Origin of the sequence: Dehalobacter sp. DCA (assembly GCF_000305775.1) — a bacterium.
GTDB lineage: Bacteria > Bacillota > Desulfitobacteriia > Desulfitobacteriales > Syntrophobotulaceae > Dehalobacter > Dehalobacter alkaniphilus.
The window spans coordinates 1,637,462-1,655,247 of the sequence record NC_018866.1; the positions used below are offsets into that span (position 1 = coordinate 1,637,462).

Below are 17,786 nucleotides of genomic sequence, written 5' to 3' on the forward strand. Positions count from 1 at the left end.
CTTAAGGGTTTGTTGTTATTTAAGAAAACGTGGCTTCTGCCAAGCCTTTTGTTGGCAGGCCTTTTATACTTCTCGACAAAGGCCGTTCTGAAATCTATAATATTTTTAAAGCCAAAAAGCAAGGAGCAACCATTCTTATGATCATTCCCTATCAAGACGTTAAACCTTCGGTCTCAGAAACTGTCTATATGGCGGAAGGCGCAAAAATCATTGGCAGAGTAACCATTGGAGACTACGCAAGTATCTGGTACAATTGTGTTTTACGCGGAGATATTGCCCCAATTGCCATCGGTAAAAGAACAAACATCCAGGACTTAAGTGTTATCCATGTGAATACTGATCTGCCGACGCTTGTAGAAGATGAGGTTACTGTCGGCCATGGGTGTATCCTCCATAGCTGTACAATTCGTAAAGGCTGCCTGATTGGGATGGGCTCCATCATCATGAACGAATCTGTCATTGGCGAAAATTCGATCGTGGGCGCAGGCTCCCTGGTCCCGGAAAGAAAGATATTTCCTCCAAATTCACTGATTCTTGGTTCTCCCGCGAAGGTAATCAGAGAAATTACGCCGGAAGAGTTGGCCTCCATTCGCCAAATGACAGAGAGGTACGTCGCCAAAGGCCAGGAATATCTTGTTCAAGGATACCCGATATCATCACTGTCTTTTCCCTCTGAATTTTGGTGATTTAAAAAAGATAGTTGAAATACTTTATCAACTATCTTTTCCATTTAGTTTGTTTGTAAGATATGGTTTACTGTTCCACGATCTCAATGCTGTCCCCCGGTTTAATCCATCCCGGAGACAGGACTTTGGTAAAAATCCCCTCACGCGGCATCACGCAGTCCCCGGCAAGCCGTTTAATGGCGCATCCGCTGTTATGGCATTGTTTGCCGATCTGGGTCACTTCCATCAGCGTCTCACCGATTTTAAGCTTTGTACCAATGGGAAGCTCATACAGAATAATGCCTTCGGTCGTGAGGTTTTCCGCAAATCTACCGTTATCCAGCCCGGTGAGTCCGGCCTGTTTTAATTTTTCAACACTTTCAGTTCCGAGCCAACTGACCTGTCTGTGCCAGTTGGCGGCATGCGCATCCCCTACTAAACCATGATCTACTTGAAAATAGCCCTTTTCAATTTCTTGTTTCGGAACCCCTTTTGTTTCACTGATATTGACAGCAATTACTTTCGGCATATTGGATACCCCTTCCTTTAGGTTTATTAAACATTGAATTCTTATTTTATGCTGCTAAACAGATACTTTTCAATGATAAGATCCGCGACACCCTGAAAATCATTAATATCGATCACCGGAACCGAAACAGCAAGATCATTGACATCTGTGATAACGCCGATTAAGTTCTCCAACGGAGAAACGATGTCGGTGCCGAGCTCTCTTCTTACAACTTCAAATCTTGGTCTTTGGGACATTTTGAACCCTTCGACCAGGATGATATCGACGCCTTCAATCATTGCAATCACATCTTCAATATCTTTCTTCATCTCGGTTTTCTGAATGACAGCATATTGGTCGGGCCCGATAATTGCCGTAGATCTTGCACCGGCCTCAGCAAATCGCCAGCTGTCTTTACCTGGTTTATCAATATTGAAACGGTGGGCGTCACTCTTGATCACGCCGACCCTAAAACCGCGTTCCGTCATTTCCCTGATTAGTTTTTCCAAGAAAGTTGTCTTTCCGGTGCCTGATTTCGCGGCAACGAAACATATGACTGGAACATCATTCACAGTGTTCTCCTCCCTGTCGTTTTTGTTAAAATGGCTGCGCACACTCTCCGGCAGTCCCCTTTAAAATTTCTATGCCGTGCTCCAACGACTGCAGAACAACTGTCAGACATTCTTTAACACCTTTCGGGCTTCCCGGTAAATTGATAATCACAGTTTTGCCTCTGATTCCAGCGGCTGCTCTGGAAAGCATCGCTCTGGGTGTAACCTTTAGGCTCTCTAGTCTCATCGCCTCGGGAATTCCCGGAGTAAGCCTTTCGACGACAGCCAGCGTAGCTTCCGGGGTCACATCCCTCGGTGAGAACCCGGTTCCTCCGGTCGTCAATATCACATCAACTTTATGTTCATCGGCATATTCAATTAACTTGGCTTCAATGATCTTCTGTTCATCCGGAACAATTTCCAGAATTCTAACTTCCCAGCCGATCTCTTCGACCATATTTTTAATGACCTGTCCGCTTAAGTCCTCGCGTTCTCCTCTGGACCCTTTGTCACTGGCTGTGATAACGCCTACAGTGATCATCGTTCTTCACCTCTCCGAAGAGTTTTTTTGAATAGTACGTCCGTCATTTTTGTTCTGGATATCTTGTTCATTTCTTGTTCGTAATTTGTTATTTATGAGTCCCTCGGATATTTTATTTTGTTTTATCCGCTCGGATATAATTGCCGCTTTTGCCGCCGGATTTGCTAATCAGACAGATATCCCCGATCACCATATCCTTTTCTGCGGCCTTGCACATGTCATAGATGGTAAGCGCTGCGACAGAAACTCCCGTAAGTGCTTCCATTTCGACGCCGGTCTGGCCGGAGTTATTAACTGTTACCTGAATTTCAATCTTGCTTTCCTGGTCGTTGATTTTAAAAGAAACATCTATTCCCGACAACAGCAGCGGGTGGCACATCGGAATAATATCAGAAGTTTTTTTGGCACCCATGATACCTGCAACCTGTGACACCGCCAGCACATCCCCTTTAGCCATGAGTCCCTCCTTGACTAGCGTCAGGGTTTCAGGCTTCATCCGGATCTCGCCGCGTGCTACCGCCACACGAGTGGTTTCAGCCTTCCCGCTTACGTCAACCATTCTGGCCCGTCCCTCTTCATTGAAATGTGTCAGTTCACTCATGTTATTTTTCACCCGCCTATTTCATGCATATTTCTTATTACCGGCTCAAAGTCACTGTTCTGGATACAATGACGGGTGGGTTTTGCCATGATTCCATCTATCAGAAACTTCTCAAGTCCGTTTTCACCGTAATTCCGGATATCGATCTCGATATTGGAATGAAGACATGGTTTCAGTTTGCCGTCGGGCGTAATCCTGATCCGGTTACAATAATTACAGAAATGACTGCTTAACGAGCTGATCAGACCAACGTTGCCTTTGCTATTCGGAAGTTTGTAGAGACGTGCGACGCTGCCATGTCCTTTAAATGGCATCGGGATCAACGTCGGCACTCTTTTCAGTATTTCTTCGTTGGACAAGAAATGCTCCCGGCCCCATGCTCCAGCTTCTCCAATCGGCATAAGCTCAATAAAACGCACTTCGATATCATCATCCATCGTCATCGCGACAAAATCTTCGATTTCATTGTCATTGAATCCGCCAATAAGAACGACATTGATCTTTAATGGGAATAGTTTTGCTTCTTTTGCCGCCCTGACCCCTTCCAGAACATCCTGAACATTACCGCAGCGGGTAATTTCCTTATATTTGGCCGGATCCATGCTGTCAATACTAATATTTACCCGCGTCAGCCCAGCTTTTTTCAGGTCATCCGCATATTTTTTCAGAAGCAGCCCGTTGGTCGTGAGTCCTAGTTCCTTGAGTCCTTTGTTTTTCAGCAAGGCAATATTTTGGACCAAATCCAGGATCCCTCTCCTTACCAACGGCTCTCCGCCAGTGAGCCTGATCTTGGTGATCCCGAGTTCAACGGCTGTCTCGGCAATCTTTTCCATAGTTTCCAGGCTTAAGATATCGCAGCGTTCTTTTTTCTCAATACCTTTTTCCGGCATACAGTACGTACATTTTAAATTGCATAAATCCGTTACAGATATTCTTAAATAATTGATATCCCTGCCATATGCATCGATCATTGTCCCAACTCCCCACTTACACTCGTATACCCGTAAACTGAATGAAAATTCTTATCTGCAGAAATAGCAGTTTGGATATTGACACATCTGGCAGTTTAAACATAAACCGCCTTCCCCCATGCGGATAAAATCATTTTTGTTCAGTGTCTCTCCAGCAAAGATCTTCGGGAGTACCGCATCCAAGACAGTGGTCTTGTAATAGGCGGCCGCTCCGGGTACGCCTAAGATAGGTATCCCATTCAGATAAGCCAGCATAAACATATTGCCGGGCTGAACAGGAACACCATATGTTACAACATCTGCACCGGTACTCCTGATCGCCCCAGGAGTAAGATCATCGGGATCTACGGACATCCCCCCGGTCATAATAATCATGTCGGCTTTTTGCTCCATATAACCTGTGATCTTCGCTTGAATCAATTCCAATTCATCAGGGCAATATTCCTGACCGATGATTTCCACGCCAAAATACTCAAGTTTTTTCCTGATCACAGGCCCAAATTTATCTTTGATCCTTCCCTTATACACTTCGCTTCCGGTAATTACAATCCCAACCCTGAGCTTTATATACGGCTCAACATGAAATACCGGACCATAAAGGGTGCATAATTCTTCTACTTTGCAAATATTTTCTTCTTTGGTAACAAGCGGTATAATCCTGGTTGCTGCAACTTTCTGATTAACTTCAACCTTGAAATTATTCGGTAGGGACGGTATCGTAACATGTTCGATCGAATTGATTTCGTGCAGCAATGAGCTTTTGATCCTCAGCAAACCTTTTTGAGTCGAAATCAACGTAGTTTTACCTTCCTGAGGTTCCGAAAAACTGATGTTCTGACCCATGACAGCTTGTGCCATTCTGATCGCCGCATCGTCTTCATGGATTTCATCGGCATTTTCTTCCCAGACGTAGATGTGCTCTTTACCAAGACTCAACAGTTCCTCGATATCTTCCTGTTTGATCACATGATTTCTTTTAAAAGCGGGGCCTTTAAATTCCCCAGGAATCACTTTCGTTATATCGTGGCAAAGGGTCATGCCGACTGCATCCTGGACTGCTATTTTTTTCACTTTTATTCATCTCCTTAGGCCATAAAATCCTATAACAGCTTCTTATTTGATTCCCATTCTTATTGAATTCCAACTTTTTCATTTTGCTTCTATTCAATGATATAAGCGGTTAATTTTTCACCGGCTTTGACTGGTCCGCTCTTTTCCGGAATTTCCGCTAGGATATCACAGCCGAGCATGGAGCGCAGCACACCATTGCCTTGTTCTCCGGTCGATTCCATGATGACCATACCATTCTCGTAAAGCATTCTGCCACGTAAAAATCTTCGACGAGGACTTGATTTTCGGAAATCCTTCTTCAGGGTCACTTCAATCTTTCGATAACAATAATCCTTTCTGCCAGTCATTTTTTTAATGTAGGGGACAGCCATCAGCTGAAAAGTTACCATTGCTGCGGCCGGATTGCCTGACAGGCCGATCAGCATCTTCCCGTCCTTCACTGCGGCTAGACACGGTGAGCCCGGTTTAATCTCAATTTTCCAGAAAAGTGTTTTGGCGCCAAGATAATCGGCTGCATGCCGGATCACGTCATAGTCTCCCACCGATACGCCTCCGGTCGTCAGTACCAATTCGGCCTGCTTCCAAGCCTCTTCAACCAGGGCTGCAACATCTTCTTTTTTGTCTTTGCAGATCCCCATCACGACAGGCTCTACACCAAGTGAACGGAGATAGCCTTGGAGTGTATAGCTGTTGCTGTTTCGGATCTTACCGGGAGCTAAAGGCTCCGTTACATCACGCAGTTCATCTCCAGTAGAGATAATCGCAATTTTTGGACGTTTATAAACCAGTACTTCCGCAATACCGAGGGAGGCCATCAGCCCCATCAGCGGTGCCGTAACAACGTTTCCCTCAGCCGCTATCAGATCACCTACGGCAATATCTTCACCCGCAGGCACGATATCTTCACCGTGCATGAAGGCCTTTGAAACAGATATCTTGCTACCCTGAACTTCTACCTCTTCAAATTTGACAACTGCATCCGCGCCTTCAGGGATCGGAGCTCCTGTCAAAATTTTAATTGCCTGACCCTTGCTGACAGCGTTTTGGGCCGTATAACCTGCCGGCACTTCTTCAATCACCTCAAAGGTGACCGGATTAGCTTCGCTGGCTCCCGCAGTATCTTCGGCCCTGAAAACAAAACCGTCATAAGGTGAACGCGAAAACGGCGGAATGTTTTCCCTGGCAACAATATCCTCTGCCAGCACTCTACCAAGGGTATCCGCTAAATGATTATTCTCCTTTTCGGTCAAAGGACAATAATCAAATATCAAACTTTGGGCTTCTTCCAACGAAATATTTTTTTGCATGCATATCCTCCTTATTAATCACAAAAATCCTGCACGGACATGCAGGATAAAGATTTTTGGCTCGGCAAACAAACCAATTCTTTTCACATCTCCTTCGCAATACAGCAAGTAACAGAATTTCTTCTACTACTCCGTGGACTTTGTCCAGACCTTGCATCCATAGCAGCATTGCAACTTTAGGATCCAAGGCTCGGAGAAAAATATTCTAATGTTGTGATCCGCCGACTCCTTTGCTTATATTCGCTTCAGCAATTGAAGGGGGTACCCTACTAGGTGAACACTCCTAGTAGGGTTATATAAAGGGAAGGAACACACCCAACGGTAATGGCATGGTAGGATAAGATTATACTTATCTTACTCGTTCCTTATTCAATAATCAATGCTAAATATGTGCCCGTTTCAAATTTACTTCGTTTAACAGCGTTAATAACCCTGCAAGCCTTGAGAAATGCCCATCATGTTATCACCAAGCATTTTTTCGTTTTGTTAAGCAATGATATCATTTGTTAAAAATTGAGTCATAAAAGTTTTCAAAACAGGAATTTGTTGTTCATCTATTGCCTCCAGATTTAGAAATTAGCTGGAATAGACAGATTATCCAGCAATTCTCAGACTAAAAAATTATCGGTTCCCATCCCGAGACTTCGAAATTATGATATACTATACTGCGTATTATTCAATTTTGAGGTGAAACTGTCGATGGACGAAAAGAAACTATCCAGTCAGGTTGTAAAACGTTTGCCCAGATATTACCGGTATCTTTCAACACTGCTGCAATTGGGAATCAGCAGGATTTCCTCTAAAGATTTGGGCAACCGAATGGGTCTGACCTCTTCTCAGGTAAGACAGGACTTTTTCTGTTTTGGCGGCAACGGCTTACAGGGATATGGTTATGATGTTGGTTTTCTGCATCAGGAAATACACAAACTGCTTGGACTACAGCATTCTCATACCATGATCATTATAGGGGCCGGAAGTTTGGGTCATGCTTTGGCCAAACACGCGAATTTTGAAAAAAGCGGGTTTAAACTTGCCGGGATCTTTGATGTCAAGCCTGAACTGATCGGCGAAAAAATCAGAAACGTTGAGGTCCAGCCCGTGGATAACCTGCCAGATTTTTTGAGCAAAAACCCTGTGGATATTGCGGTTTTGACCGTGCCGGAAAATTGTGCCGGTGAGGTCGCCAGGTTGGTTACTGATTTAGGCGTTAAAGCCTTATGGAATTTCTCTCCGGTCGAACTGATGATGCCGGAAGATATCATTGTGGAAAATACCCATATGATTGACTGTCTGATGGTGCTCGGGTACAACCTTCAGGAAAAGTCGCTGAGGGAAGAGTCTCTGAAAGAAAAACCATAAACAGCAATTATTGTTGAATAGATCATAAAGCAATCAACAATTAGGCGAACAAATAGGCATATATAAATAGAATAATCAATTCAAGAAAAACAACAAATAGCCCTGATAATCTCCCTGTTAAAACTGAACCGGAAGATTTCTTATTTATTGTTAAATAATTAACAGCATTGTTAAATATATTTATAACTTTGCTAGCAATGTCTATTATTTTGCATTGTTATTCTGTTATTTTGTCAAATAAATAACTATTCTTGATTTACATTTTGCCCCATATTACACTGAAGCAAGCACAGGTAAACTTTCCTTCAGAAAGGTTACAGAAAGGCAGTGTGATCAAATGACGGCAATCAAAGAAGTTGTCAACTGGTTTGGGAAAAAAGAAGCCTTGTTGCTTCAAGTAATTTTAGCCGTTCAGGATGCCGACCCCCAGAATCATCTGAGTGAAGAAGCCGTAAATGAAATTTCCCGGGAAATGAATATCTCCCGAAGCAGAGTTTATTCTACGGCATCTTTCTATAGTGAGATCTCCCTGAAACCACGGGGCATACACATTATCCGGATATGTACGAACGCGCCCTGTGAAAATGCTAACAAAGCTTCCATCCTCGCTGCAATTAAACAGGAACTCGGTATTAAGATCGGACAGACAACAGCAGACGGGCTTTTTTCTCTGGAAAGCGTCAATTGCCTTGGTGCCTGCTATATGTCTCCGGCCATCAAAATTGATGATGCGGTCTATGGTGACCTGACTCCGGAAGCTGCGGTCGCCATTATCCGTGACTTAAGAAAGGAATATCAGGATGAACAAAATGCTTGATGACGATCAGATTTTTAATATTTCTCCGGGCAGGCATGTCGACTTGGACCATCATTGTCAAAACGGTGGATATTCCGCGTTAGCCAAAGCCCTGGCCCAGGGTCCTGAAACTTCCCTGAAAGAAATATTGGATGCCGGACTGCGCGGCAGGGGCGGAGCTGCTTTCCCTACTGCTGAAAAAATAAAAATGCTTCGAGCCAACACGGAAAAACTGCGTTATATCATTTGCAATGCCGACGAAGGTGAACCAGGCACCTTTAAGGACCGGTTCATTATGACCCATATCCCTTTCCAACTGTTGGAAGGCATCACCATCGCGGCGTTTATGGCCGGAGCTTCCGAAGGTTATATCTACGTGCGGCACGAGTATCCTGAAGCACAGAAAATCCTGCACGAAAGCATTGAAGAAGCCGAGCGCCGCGGGTTCCTTGGAGACAATATTCTTGGCAGCGGTTTCAGCTTGTCTTTAAAGCTATTTTCCGGTGCCGGAAGCTATCTTTGCGGTGAGGAAACCGCGTTAATTTCCTCCATCGAGGGCAAAAAAGGCCGTCCGCGTCTGAAACCCCCTTACCCGACCCAAGCCGGTCTCTGGCAAAAACCCACGTTGATCAACAATGTTGAAACGCTTGCAAATATCCCTAAAATCATTGAAAAAAGTGCATCCTGGTACCGTTCTTTTGGTACACCGGACAGTCCCGGAACCAAGTTGATCTCGCTTTCCGGCGATGTCCAAAACCGTGGTTTATTTGAAGTACCATTCGGAATGACCTTCGCTCAAATTATCAACGAATATGGCGGCGGAGCAAAGACCGGAAAAGCCATAAAAGCGGTAAACATTGGCGGCGCTTCCGGCGTTCTGATACCGCCGGAAATGCTTTTTACCCCGCTGGAATATCTGGCCTGTGCCAAAACCGGGATTACGATCGGATCAGGGGCTATCTTTGTTTTGGACGACACCCGTTCGATCTTGTCAAACGTTCAAAACCGGCTGCGCTTCTTTCTGCATGAAAGTTGCGGTAAATGCACGCCCTGCCGGGAAGGTCTGCGTCAGGCCAATCTGATCCTTGACAGGCTGCTCGCCGGAGAAGCCGTGCGTCAGGATGTTAGCACGCTGGAGCGGTATACCCGGGCGATTCAGGAAGCTTCCTTCTGCGGTCTCGGCCAAGCAGCCGGCAACAGCCTTCGTTCCTCCCTGGCCTATTACCGGGATGAATATCTTGCTTCCTGCCGTGATAACAAACCATCATTCATTGAGGAGGAGACCGCCTGATGCAAACCATCAATATTACGCTAAACGGTAAGGTAACGGCAGTTGCACCTGAAATCACTATTTTAGAGGCAGCCAGACAACAGGGCATTGATCTTCCAACCCTTTGCCATCATCCTGATCAGCGCGTCAAGGCAAATTGCCGGATTTGTGTGGTCGAGATAGAAGGCGTAAAAAACCTTGTGCCTTCCTGTTCCACTAGGGTAACAGCCGGAATGAACATCACGACGAATTCTCCGAGAGTCAGAGAGACCGTCCGCACGATTCTGGAATTAATTTTTGCTGACCATCCGCAGGAATGTCTGACCTGTATCCGCAACGGCAACTGTGAGCTCAGACAAATCGCCGCCAAATTCGGAGTCAGGGATATCCAAGGAGAAAAAAGAAAACACAGTTTCTCTCAGGATTTCTCAACTCCCTCGCTGGTCAGAAATCCGGATAAATGCATCAAATGTGGCCGATGCGCGGAAGCCTGCCACTATATTCAGAACGTTGGAATCCTCTATAGTCATAACCGCAGTACGGAAATCAGCATTTCACCGGAATACGGCAAACAGTTGGCTGATGTCGCCTGTGTGCTGTGCGGACAGTGTGCTTTGGTTTGTCCGGTAGGTGCAATTCATGAAAGAGATGATACAGACCGCGTCTGGGAAGCTCTCGCCGATCCCCAAAAACATGTCGTCGTTCAGGTCGCTCCGGCCGTCCGGGTATCCCTAGCCGAGGAATTTGGATTCCCATCAGGCGAAATCGCGACAGGAAAACTCGTTTCTGCTTTGCGCAGTCTGGGATTTGACCGGGTTTTTGATACAGACTTCTCAGCAGATCTGACCATCATGGAAGAAGGCCATGAATTACTGGACCGGATAGCAAACGGCGGTGTCCTGCCGATGATTACTTCCTGCAGTCCCGGCTGGATCAAATATATGGAACATTACTATCCGGAATTAATTCCGCATCTGTCGACCTGCAAATCTCCCCAGCAAATGTTTGGGGCCCTGGCCAAAACGTACTATGCTCAGACCAGCGGCCTTGAAGCCAAGGATATCATTGTCGTTTCCGTAATGCCCTGTACCGCTAAAAAATTTGAAGCCGAGCGCCCGGAAATGAATGCAAGCGGCAGCCAGGATGTAGATATCGTCCTCACGACCCGCGAACTTGGCAGAATGCTGCAGCACGAGGGAATTGATTTCCGGATGCTCCCTGAAGCTGAATTTGATTCGCCCCTCGGCATATCAACAGGTGCAGCCGCTATTTTCGGAGCAACCGGCGGGGTTATGGAAGCAGCCCTGCGTACCGTATATGAAGTTGTTACAGGTAGAACCCTGACTGACTTAAACTTTACAGCCGTGCGCGGAATGGTCGGCGTAAAAGAAGCTTCGGTTGATCTTGCCGGAACGGAAGTAAAAGCGGGGATTGCCCACGGACTTGCCAACGCCAAAAGAATCCTGGAAATGATCAAAGCCGGCCAGGCCGATTATACATTCATCGAGGTCATGTGCTGTCCCGGAGGGTGTATCGGCGGCGGAGGCCAGCCTTACGGCACGACCAATGAGATCAGAGCCAGACGGATCGAAGCCCTGTACCAGGTCGATGAAAATATGCCGCTACGCAAGTCACATGAAAATCCGGCAGTACAGGAACTATATCAGGACTTTCTGCTTGATCCCCTCGGAGAATTATCCCACAGGCTTTTGCACACCCAATATTGCAACCGCAGTTAAAAAAGCGATGTCGAAGCAAAAGCACCCCGTCCATGAACACCCTTTTCTGGAATATACTTTCCCTTGAACACTCCTTCCAATGAACACTCTTTATCTGAATATACCTTCTCTGAATACACCCTCCCTTGAATTACCTATTCAAATATAATGCGAAGGAACCGTGGATGTTATTAAATACCCGCGGTTCCTTCGCATTATATTGATTAATCTTCCACCCAAATATAGTTCAAAATCATCAATGCCACTTGAATCTCGTGCCCCGTAAGTTTAGGCGATAATGCTTTGGACAATTAATATCTTTTACGGTGTAAATTTGTAGGTATCCCCATACTCTGACGGTACTTGTTGACAGTTCTCCGGGAGATCCTCATCCCTTTGTTCACAAGCATCATCATAATATCCTGGTCGCTCAGTGGTTGGTTCGGGTCTTCTTTATTAATGATATCCTGGATCAAGTGTTTGACACTTTTGGAACTTATTTTGTCGCAGTCATAAGAACCCACACCGGAGTTAAAGAAATACTTCAAAGCAAACAGTCCGCGCGGCGTCTGAACGTATTTGTTGCAGGTGACCCGGCTTACCGTAGATTCATGGATGCCGACCAGGTCCGCAACCTGACTCATGGTCAAGGGCTTCAGATATTCAATGCCATTGTCAAAAAATTCTCTTTGAATATCAACAATACTTTGCACAACTTTGTAAATGTTCAGTCTTCTTTGTTCAATTCCGCGGATGAGTCCCAAAGCGGAATCAAACTTTTCTTCAAGATATTTTCTTACATCATCAGATAACGCATTCGAATTACGGAGAATATCCACATACGTCTGATTGATTCTCAAATAGTTAAAATCAAAGTCGTTTACAATAACCATATAATCGTTCTGGTCTCTCATAATCGTAACATCAGGCCAGATAAAAGGATTTCTTTCAGCGCCAAACTGCAGTCCGGGTTTGGGATCAAGCGTCCTGATAAGATCATAGACTTCTTGGACCTGCTTCGTAGACACGGAGAGGGTATTGGCTATTTTCATTATTTTTTTGTCGGCAAGCTCCTGGAAGTAGTTTTGAATAACCTGTTCCGCAAGCTCACTGTCCTTGCCGTTTGCTCTCATTTGCAGAAGCAGGCATTCCTGAAGATTTCGGGCACCTACGCCGGTAGGATAGAAAGTATGAATGACCTTTAGGACCTCTTCCACTCTCTCAACGGCAACATTCAATTTTTGGCTGACATATTCCAGTTCTGTTGTAAAATAGCCGTTCCGATCAATACTTCCTATCAGAAAGTTTCCAATGATAATATCCGCAGGATTTTTGATCTCTAAATTCAACTGTAATTCAAGCTGCTCCTGTAAACTTGGCCGATCAGACAGATATTGTTCGTATCCGGTGTTATTTTCATTCTTCTCATTCCAGATATGACCCATATTGCTGTCGCTGCTGAAATGTTCAATCAGGTCGTCCATATTAACCCGGATTGCAGTCTTGCTGACAACCTCATTGTTTTCAGCAACGGGTTCATCTTCGTCCAGAAAAGGATTCTCTTCTATTTTTTTTGTGATATACTCGCTTAGTTCCAGAGTCGACATCTGCAATACAGAAATTGCCTGACGCAGTTCAGTGGTCATGAACAATCTCTGTTGCTGTTCAAGAAATATATCTTGGCGTATCTGCCTCATATTTTCCTTCCACCTTCTGAATCAAACTAAAATACTATACAGATTCCCGGACAGACGGCATTTTCATTTTCTTTTCACATTAAAAACCGGGATTTACTCGGGTATGATACATCAACTTGACCCTTACGGCAAGATTCATGCCAAACGATACCTACGTTCAAGTATACAACTTATTTAAAATACTTTCTATTATTGCTTTTTAATTTTTTTATGTAAATTATTCTTCATTTTCCAGCCAATTTCAACGCTTTGCAGATTCGTTCCAAGGATTATTTATTTCGATTATTTATTTCCTGTTACTTCTTCCACTAAAGTCTTGAAAAATGACTCCATAAATCTGACCCTTTTTCTGGCGATTGCTTTCGCTTCTTCCGTATACAGCCTATCCGGTATTTTTCTTAATTTAAGCTCAAATTCCAGGTTGGTCGTATGTTTAGAAGCATCTTTAATCCTGCCGTTCTCACCGATATTTTCCTTCAGATATTCTTCGACAGAAACTTCATGATATAGTCTTTCCCCGTGCTGGCCAGCAAGCATGAAAGAGCGGGCAATCCCAGTTGCTCCGATGATATCAAGTTTGTCGGCATCAAAGAGGATTTTGGCTTCGATGCTCTCCGGCTGATGTCCTGTTCTGAACCGGTGCGCTAAAATACAGTGTGTGATCTCCTGTCTCAAATCCGGATCATAATTTAGGTCTTGAAGGATCTTCTCAGCCATTTCCGCACCCAATACGGCATGGTCGATCTCTCCGGAATTATCTTCATCCTCTTTGGCTCTGGCAATATCATGAAGCAGGACAGCCGGGATCAATACTTCCGTATCGACATCATCCCGCTGCCCGGCCAGAATCAAACAAAGATGATAGACCCGCATAACATGATCCAGATCGTGGGCCGCATAAGACAGCTCTTTCTCTACAATATCCTGCAGAACCCGATACCGTTTTTCCATCGATATATTCTATGCCTCCCTGTCCTTGCAATAAACGCTTTTAAATGAAGGCGTAAAAGTCTTCATATCATTATAACATAGAGAAATGCCAGTCTTCAGAAGCGTTTCTTTTATAACCACTTAGAAAACAGTTTATTTGACTTAATTACTTAAGTATTTTATAATTTAGTTAAGTAGTTAGTTAATTAAAAATACCCGGAGGATATATGGAGCAAATTGTGCAGGTATTCAAAGCGCTTTCTGACGAAACAAGACTGCAGATCCTGCTAATCCTGTCCAGAAGAAGCATCTGTGCTAAAGGAATTGCGAGACATCTTCAAATTTCCGAAGCAGCCGTGTCCCAACATATTAAAATTTTAAAGGAAGCCGGCCTTCTGATTGGCGAGAAAACAGGCTACTTCGTACAATACAATTTGCAGCAATCTGTTTTTGTAGATATGATCGGATTCATTGAGCAGATATCAGGCACCCACACCTCGGGTCACTATAAAGATGTTTTCAGCGTCCCATTCAATTGTCAATATGCTTGCAAGGCCCAGCGTGAAAAGTGCTGTGAGCGTTCAAGCAATGAATAAACCGCAGAAAAGGAGCTTAAACATGAAAATTTGTATCCCTGTAAAAGAAGACAAAGGACTTGAGAGTATCCCCTATGATCATTTTGGCTCAGCCCCATTTTTTCTGATCTACGACCTGGATAAAGAAGAGATGAAAGTCATCGGCAACGGAGACTCTCATCATGAGCACGGGATGTGCCAGCCTTTGAAGGCATTGGGTGGAGAACAGGTGGACGCGATATTGGTCGGCGGAATCGGTGCAGGCGCCCTAATGAAACTCAATGCGCAAGGGGTGCGTGCTTTACGGGTTGATAATACCACCGTTTCGGATAACATCCAGCTCTTCCTGGATAACCAGCTTCCGGAATTCTCTGCCATGAACAGCTGCAACCATCACGGATGCCACTAACCTTGATAGATTTTTCTGCCCTAAGGGGAAAAAATAACCCCGAAGGGCTACTTTTTTATCTTGTCAGCCATCAAATTCTATTTAAAGAAACATATCGCTTTTTGTTTCCCGACATCAGCAATAATCTCCAGGGCTTTATGCATTCCTTTATTGACATCATATACTTTAATGATTTCTCCAAGGGAGGCGCTCAGTGGTAGCAGCTCAGGAAGCAAATTTTGAAAATGGTTTAATAGTTTTGTCTGAAGGACTCCTCCCCTGCCTTCCGGAAAAAGCGCCACATAAAAGATATCACTTTCAATGAGATCCTGAAAGAAATGGGTTCCGTAAGATATCTCCGGGGTGAACCCGCCCTCTTTAACTGCAATTTCACCAAGGACAGTGATATTATTAATTTCGGAAAAATAAACAGGCACGCCGAGCGAAGGCGTACTGGTACCCCATCGTCCAGGGCCGAGCAGCAGCACGGTCATGTTTTCTTTCTCAATCTGGCTGTTCAATTTGCCGATACATCTGGCTACCCTGTATTTTTCGAGGTCACTTAGCCTGCTGTAGGTTTCAGGCTCGACATAAATGATTCGCTGAATACCATAATGGATATTCCCACCCATGAAAGTATTATGGCTTTGAAAGAATGTTTTTTGGAAATCAATATGTTTCGGGAACACCACCTTACTTTTGAGACCTTTTGCGGGCAACGGCCTGCACTGCAGGAGATTGATCTGATAATGATCCAAATCTTTAAAATTAACGGTAAATTCAATGTCCACCGGATATGCGTAGAATTTTTCCAGGCATTTAAGCATTTTTTGAATGACCCCGACAAAAGTGGAATCGGACAGAAATTGATCAAAATTAATAATCCAGGCCTGCCGGTCTTGTTGGCCTATTTCTTTCATCATTTTTTCTGCAGTATAGTCTCTCTGCGCGAAATAATGCAGTTTGGGATCGTCAATTTCGTTTAAAAGATCGCTAAACGCGATACCAATCATGCTGTTTTTGGTTACCATCAGCGCATCAATGTTTCTTTGGGCATATTGCCTGTAATCATCAAAATCCGTTAAAGGTGATGACAAAGGTTCATCAATCGCAATAATTCTGGCATAGTCACCTGCCGTACGGTTTACAGCCCGAGTGCCTAGACCTACAACTACCCGCAGCATGCCCGCTTTCGGAGACATTTTCTCATCCCAGACATAGATATTGTTTGAGTAGCCGACCCCAGCAAGATCCGGGAAAAAATATTCCTTACGATAAGAACCCGATACGCGTTGAACAAGCAAAGCCATTTGCTCATCCTGGTCGGCTATTCCTCGTTTCAAACGGTACATCAGCGCGTCGTCGCTCATCGTGCTGGCAAAGACTTGTTTCACAGCGTTTTCAAATTCAAGATAGCGATGTTCGAGCGTACCTTGGTTCGTACAAAAAACACTTTCATATTTTCCAGCAAAAGAATTACCAAATCCATCTTCCAAAAGGCTGCTGGAGCGGACAATGATCGGTGATTGTCCAAAGTACTCCAGGACCCGCAAAAAATGGTTTTTGACATTCTCCGGAAAAACACCGCTGAGTATTTTGCTTTTAATGACTCTGGCCAGAGAAAAATATTTTTCAGGTTTTCTCTGCTCCATTCTAAGTTTCCAGAGACCATTTTTAACAAGATAAGTGTAAAAGACATCAGAACCAATGTAGAACGAATCATGGGGTTCCAGAATTTTTTTATAATCAAAATTTTCATCTTCAAGCAAAATTTTTCTGGCCAGAAGCATTCCGACCGCTTTACCGCCGATAAATCCCGATCCAATTAAACTTGACTTGATCTGAAGCAAATCTTCCAGAGTAAAGACCTTCGTCAGCAACTCAAGGAATCTTTCATCGCGACTTAAAACCATCCGGCAGAGCTTTTCTACCAGGTTTTTTCCCTCAGCAGACGGCATACGACTGAATTTTACCTTTTCATAGGTGTCTGACGCTTTCAAAAACATCCGGTCCCAATAATCCAAATGCCTTCGCGGAGCATCAAACACATTCAGGGACATATCTGCAAACAGCTTTGAAGCATCGCTGCTGCTTGTTAACGGAATAAAATCCTGCGCCTGTTTGATATGCGGCAGAAACATCGTCGGTGAATACCTGTCGATCACTTTGACCGGATGGATATAGGTCTGTCCCCTGACATTATAGATATTCATCAATACCTGGGTCGTTTCCCGAATTGCGGAAATCGTTTCATACGAATTCATATTTTTATAAATTGCAAAGAAAGCCACCGTTTTCAGTTCATATAAATACGGACAGGTGATCTGAAAAAAGTTGCCGATCATAAGATCCGTTGCCCAGGTGTACAAAAGATCGGACAGACAATCAAAAACGTAAAAAGCCTCTTCTCCCTCAGCTGCAATAATCTGGTGAACCTGCGTGGAAAAAGCTTCAAAACCGTGTTCGGCGTCAATATGATACACTTTAACATTTTCATTGTCGTCAATAATTGGAGAATGACGCGCAAACCGCATATAAATCACTTTTCTGCCCTCGTCCAGACTCGTTCTGACAAAAGGCAGCACAAAGGATTCATAATCTGCGATATTGTCAACCTGCAGAACAACATTATCGCCAATCCTGAGATGGTCGATGATCTCATCGAGCCCCGGCAGGCCGGATCTTATTTTCTTACGCTGATCCATTACACATCATTCCTTACACCAATTTAGCTATCATTTTATTCTTAAAAAATTAATAGTTGTTAACATTGTTAACACTCAAATCTATACATGCAAACAGCCAATAACAGATACGCAAAAACCAAGCAATGGATCT

17 protein-coding genes and 1 riboswitch are annotated in these 17,786 nt (G+C 44.2%); of the genes, 7 read left to right on the plus strand and 10 right to left on the minus strand.

Annotation, left to right across the window (positions count from 1 at the left end; genetic code table 11):
• The first annotated feature begins 137 nt into the window (after positions 1-137).
• Complete coding sequence (locus DHBDCA_RS07890; protein ID WP_034378313.1) at positions 138-686, plus strand: gamma carbonic anhydrase family protein; 549 nt, start codon at positions 138-140, stop codon at positions 684-686.
• A 67-nt stretch (positions 687-753) separates the two neighbouring features.
• On the opposite strand, the gene DHBDCA_RS07895 is transcribed toward DHBDCA_RS07890, so the two are convergent.
• The 7 genes from DHBDCA_RS07895 to glp all read right to left on the minus strand — a co-directional run bounded on the left by DHBDCA_RS07895 (position 754) and on the right by glp (position 6,215).
• On the minus strand, positions 754-1,194 hold the full coding sequence (locus DHBDCA_RS07895) for an MOSC domain-containing protein (protein ID WP_015043689.1): 441 nt from the start codon (positions 1,192-1,194) through the stop codon (positions 754-756).
• 41 nt (positions 1,195-1,235) lie between these two features.
• Entirely contained in the window at positions 1,236-1,745 is a 510-nt protein-coding gene (mobB, locus tag DHBDCA_RS07900) for a molybdopterin-guanine dinucleotide biosynthesis protein B (protein ID WP_015043690.1), read from the minus strand.
• Positions 1,746-1,770: 25 nt separating this feature from the next.
• A complete protein-coding gene (locus DHBDCA_RS07905; protein ID WP_015043691.1) occupies positions 1,771-2,265 on the minus strand; it encodes a MogA/MoaB family molybdenum cofactor biosynthesis protein in 495 nt (164 codons plus the stop codon).
• A gap of 112 nt (positions 2,266-2,377) precedes the next feature.
• Complete coding sequence (moaC, locus tag DHBDCA_RS07910; RefSeq protein ID WP_015043692.1) at positions 2,378-2,866, minus strand: cyclic pyranopterin monophosphate synthase MoaC; 489 nt, start codon at positions 2,864-2,866, stop codon at positions 2,378-2,380.
• An 8-nt stretch (positions 2,867-2,874) separates the two neighbouring features.
• Positions 2,875-3,837 carry a GTP 3',8-cyclase MoaA gene (gene moaA, locus DHBDCA_RS07915; RefSeq protein ID WP_015043693.1) on the minus strand — a complete coding sequence of 321 codons (963 nt, stop codon included), beginning with the start codon at positions 3,835-3,837 and terminating at the stop codon, positions 2,875-2,877.
• A gap of 51 nt (positions 3,838-3,888) precedes the next feature.
• Positions 3,889-4,908 (minus strand): molybdopterin-binding protein, encoded by a 1,020-nt coding sequence (locus DHBDCA_RS07920; RefSeq protein WP_015043694.1) that lies wholly within the window; start codon positions 4,906-4,908, stop codon positions 3,889-3,891.
• 89 nt (positions 4,909-4,997) lie between these two features.
• Positions 4,998-6,215 (minus strand): molybdopterin molybdotransferase MoeA, encoded by a 1,218-nt coding sequence (glp, locus tag DHBDCA_RS07925; protein WP_015043695.1) that lies wholly within the window; start codon positions 6,213-6,215, stop codon positions 4,998-5,000.
• 73 nt (positions 6,216-6,288) lie between these two features.
• A riboswitch (molybdenum cofactor riboswitch) is annotated at positions 6,289-6,423 on the minus strand.
• Positions 6,424-6,914: 491 nt separating this feature from the next.
• Here glp and DHBDCA_RS07930 point away from each other — a divergent pair.
• The 4 genes from DHBDCA_RS07930 (at position 6,915) to DHBDCA_RS07945 (ending at position 11,379) form a co-directional block, all read left to right on the plus strand.
• Entirely contained in the window at positions 6,915-7,574 is a 660-nt protein-coding gene (locus tag DHBDCA_RS07930; RefSeq protein ID WP_015043696.1) for a redox-sensing transcriptional repressor Rex, read from the plus strand.
• A 337-nt stretch (positions 7,575-7,911) separates the two neighbouring features.
• The gene (locus DHBDCA_RS07935; RefSeq protein WP_015043697.1) at positions 7,912-8,391 is read left to right on the plus strand and encodes an NADH-quinone oxidoreductase subunit NuoE family protein; all 480 of its coding nucleotides are present in this window, start codon (positions 7,912-7,914) and stop codon (positions 8,389-8,391) included.
• Positions 8,375-9,661 carry a complex I 51 kDa subunit family protein gene (locus DHBDCA_RS07940; protein ID WP_242824879.1) on the plus strand — a complete coding sequence of 429 codons (1,287 nt, stop codon included), beginning with the start codon at positions 8,375-8,377 and terminating at the stop codon, positions 9,659-9,661. Before DHBDCA_RS07935 ends, DHBDCA_RS07940 begins: the two co-directional genes overlap by 17 nt.
• Positions 9,661-11,379, plus strand: coding sequence for an NADH-dependent [FeFe] hydrogenase, group A6 (locus tag DHBDCA_RS07945; RefSeq protein ID WP_015043699.1), 1,719 nt, complete (start codon positions 9,661-9,663; stop codon positions 11,377-11,379). The genes DHBDCA_RS07940 and DHBDCA_RS07945 overlap by 1 nt, the downstream gene beginning before the upstream one ends.
• A 290-nt stretch (positions 11,380-11,669) precedes the next feature.
• Here the strand turns inward: DHBDCA_RS07945 and rpoN are convergent, their stop codons facing one another.
• Positions 11,670-13,055 (minus strand): RNA polymerase factor sigma-54, encoded by a 1,386-nt coding sequence (gene rpoN, locus DHBDCA_RS07950; protein WP_015043700.1) that lies wholly within the window; start codon positions 13,053-13,055, stop codon positions 11,670-11,672.
• A 282-nt stretch (positions 13,056-13,337) separates the two neighbouring features.
• The gene (locus DHBDCA_RS07955) at positions 13,338-14,006 is read right to left on the minus strand and encodes an HD domain-containing protein (protein WP_015043701.1); all 669 of its coding nucleotides are present in this window, start codon (positions 14,004-14,006) and stop codon (positions 13,338-13,340) included.
• A gap of 206 nt (positions 14,007-14,212) precedes the next feature.
• Here DHBDCA_RS07955 and DHBDCA_RS07960 point away from each other — a divergent pair, with 206 nt between their 5' ends.
• Positions 14,213-14,581 (plus strand): ArsR/SmtB family transcription factor, encoded by a 369-nt coding sequence (locus tag DHBDCA_RS07960; RefSeq protein ID WP_015043702.1) that lies wholly within the window; start codon positions 14,213-14,215, stop codon positions 14,579-14,581.
• Positions 14,582-14,603: 22 nt separating this feature from the next.
• Positions 14,604-14,969 (plus strand): NifB/NifX family molybdenum-iron cluster-binding protein, encoded by a 366-nt coding sequence (locus DHBDCA_RS07965; protein WP_015043703.1) that lies wholly within the window; start codon positions 14,604-14,606, stop codon positions 14,967-14,969.
• Between the two features lie 77 nt (positions 14,970-15,046).
• Here DHBDCA_RS07965 and DHBDCA_RS07970 read toward each other — a convergent pair whose 3' ends face one another.
• On the minus strand, positions 15,047-17,653 hold the full coding sequence (locus DHBDCA_RS07970) for a PEP/pyruvate-binding domain-containing protein (protein ID WP_015043704.1): 2,607 nt from the start codon (positions 17,651-17,653) through the stop codon (positions 15,047-15,049).
• Positions 17,654-17,786 lie beyond the last annotated feature (133 nt).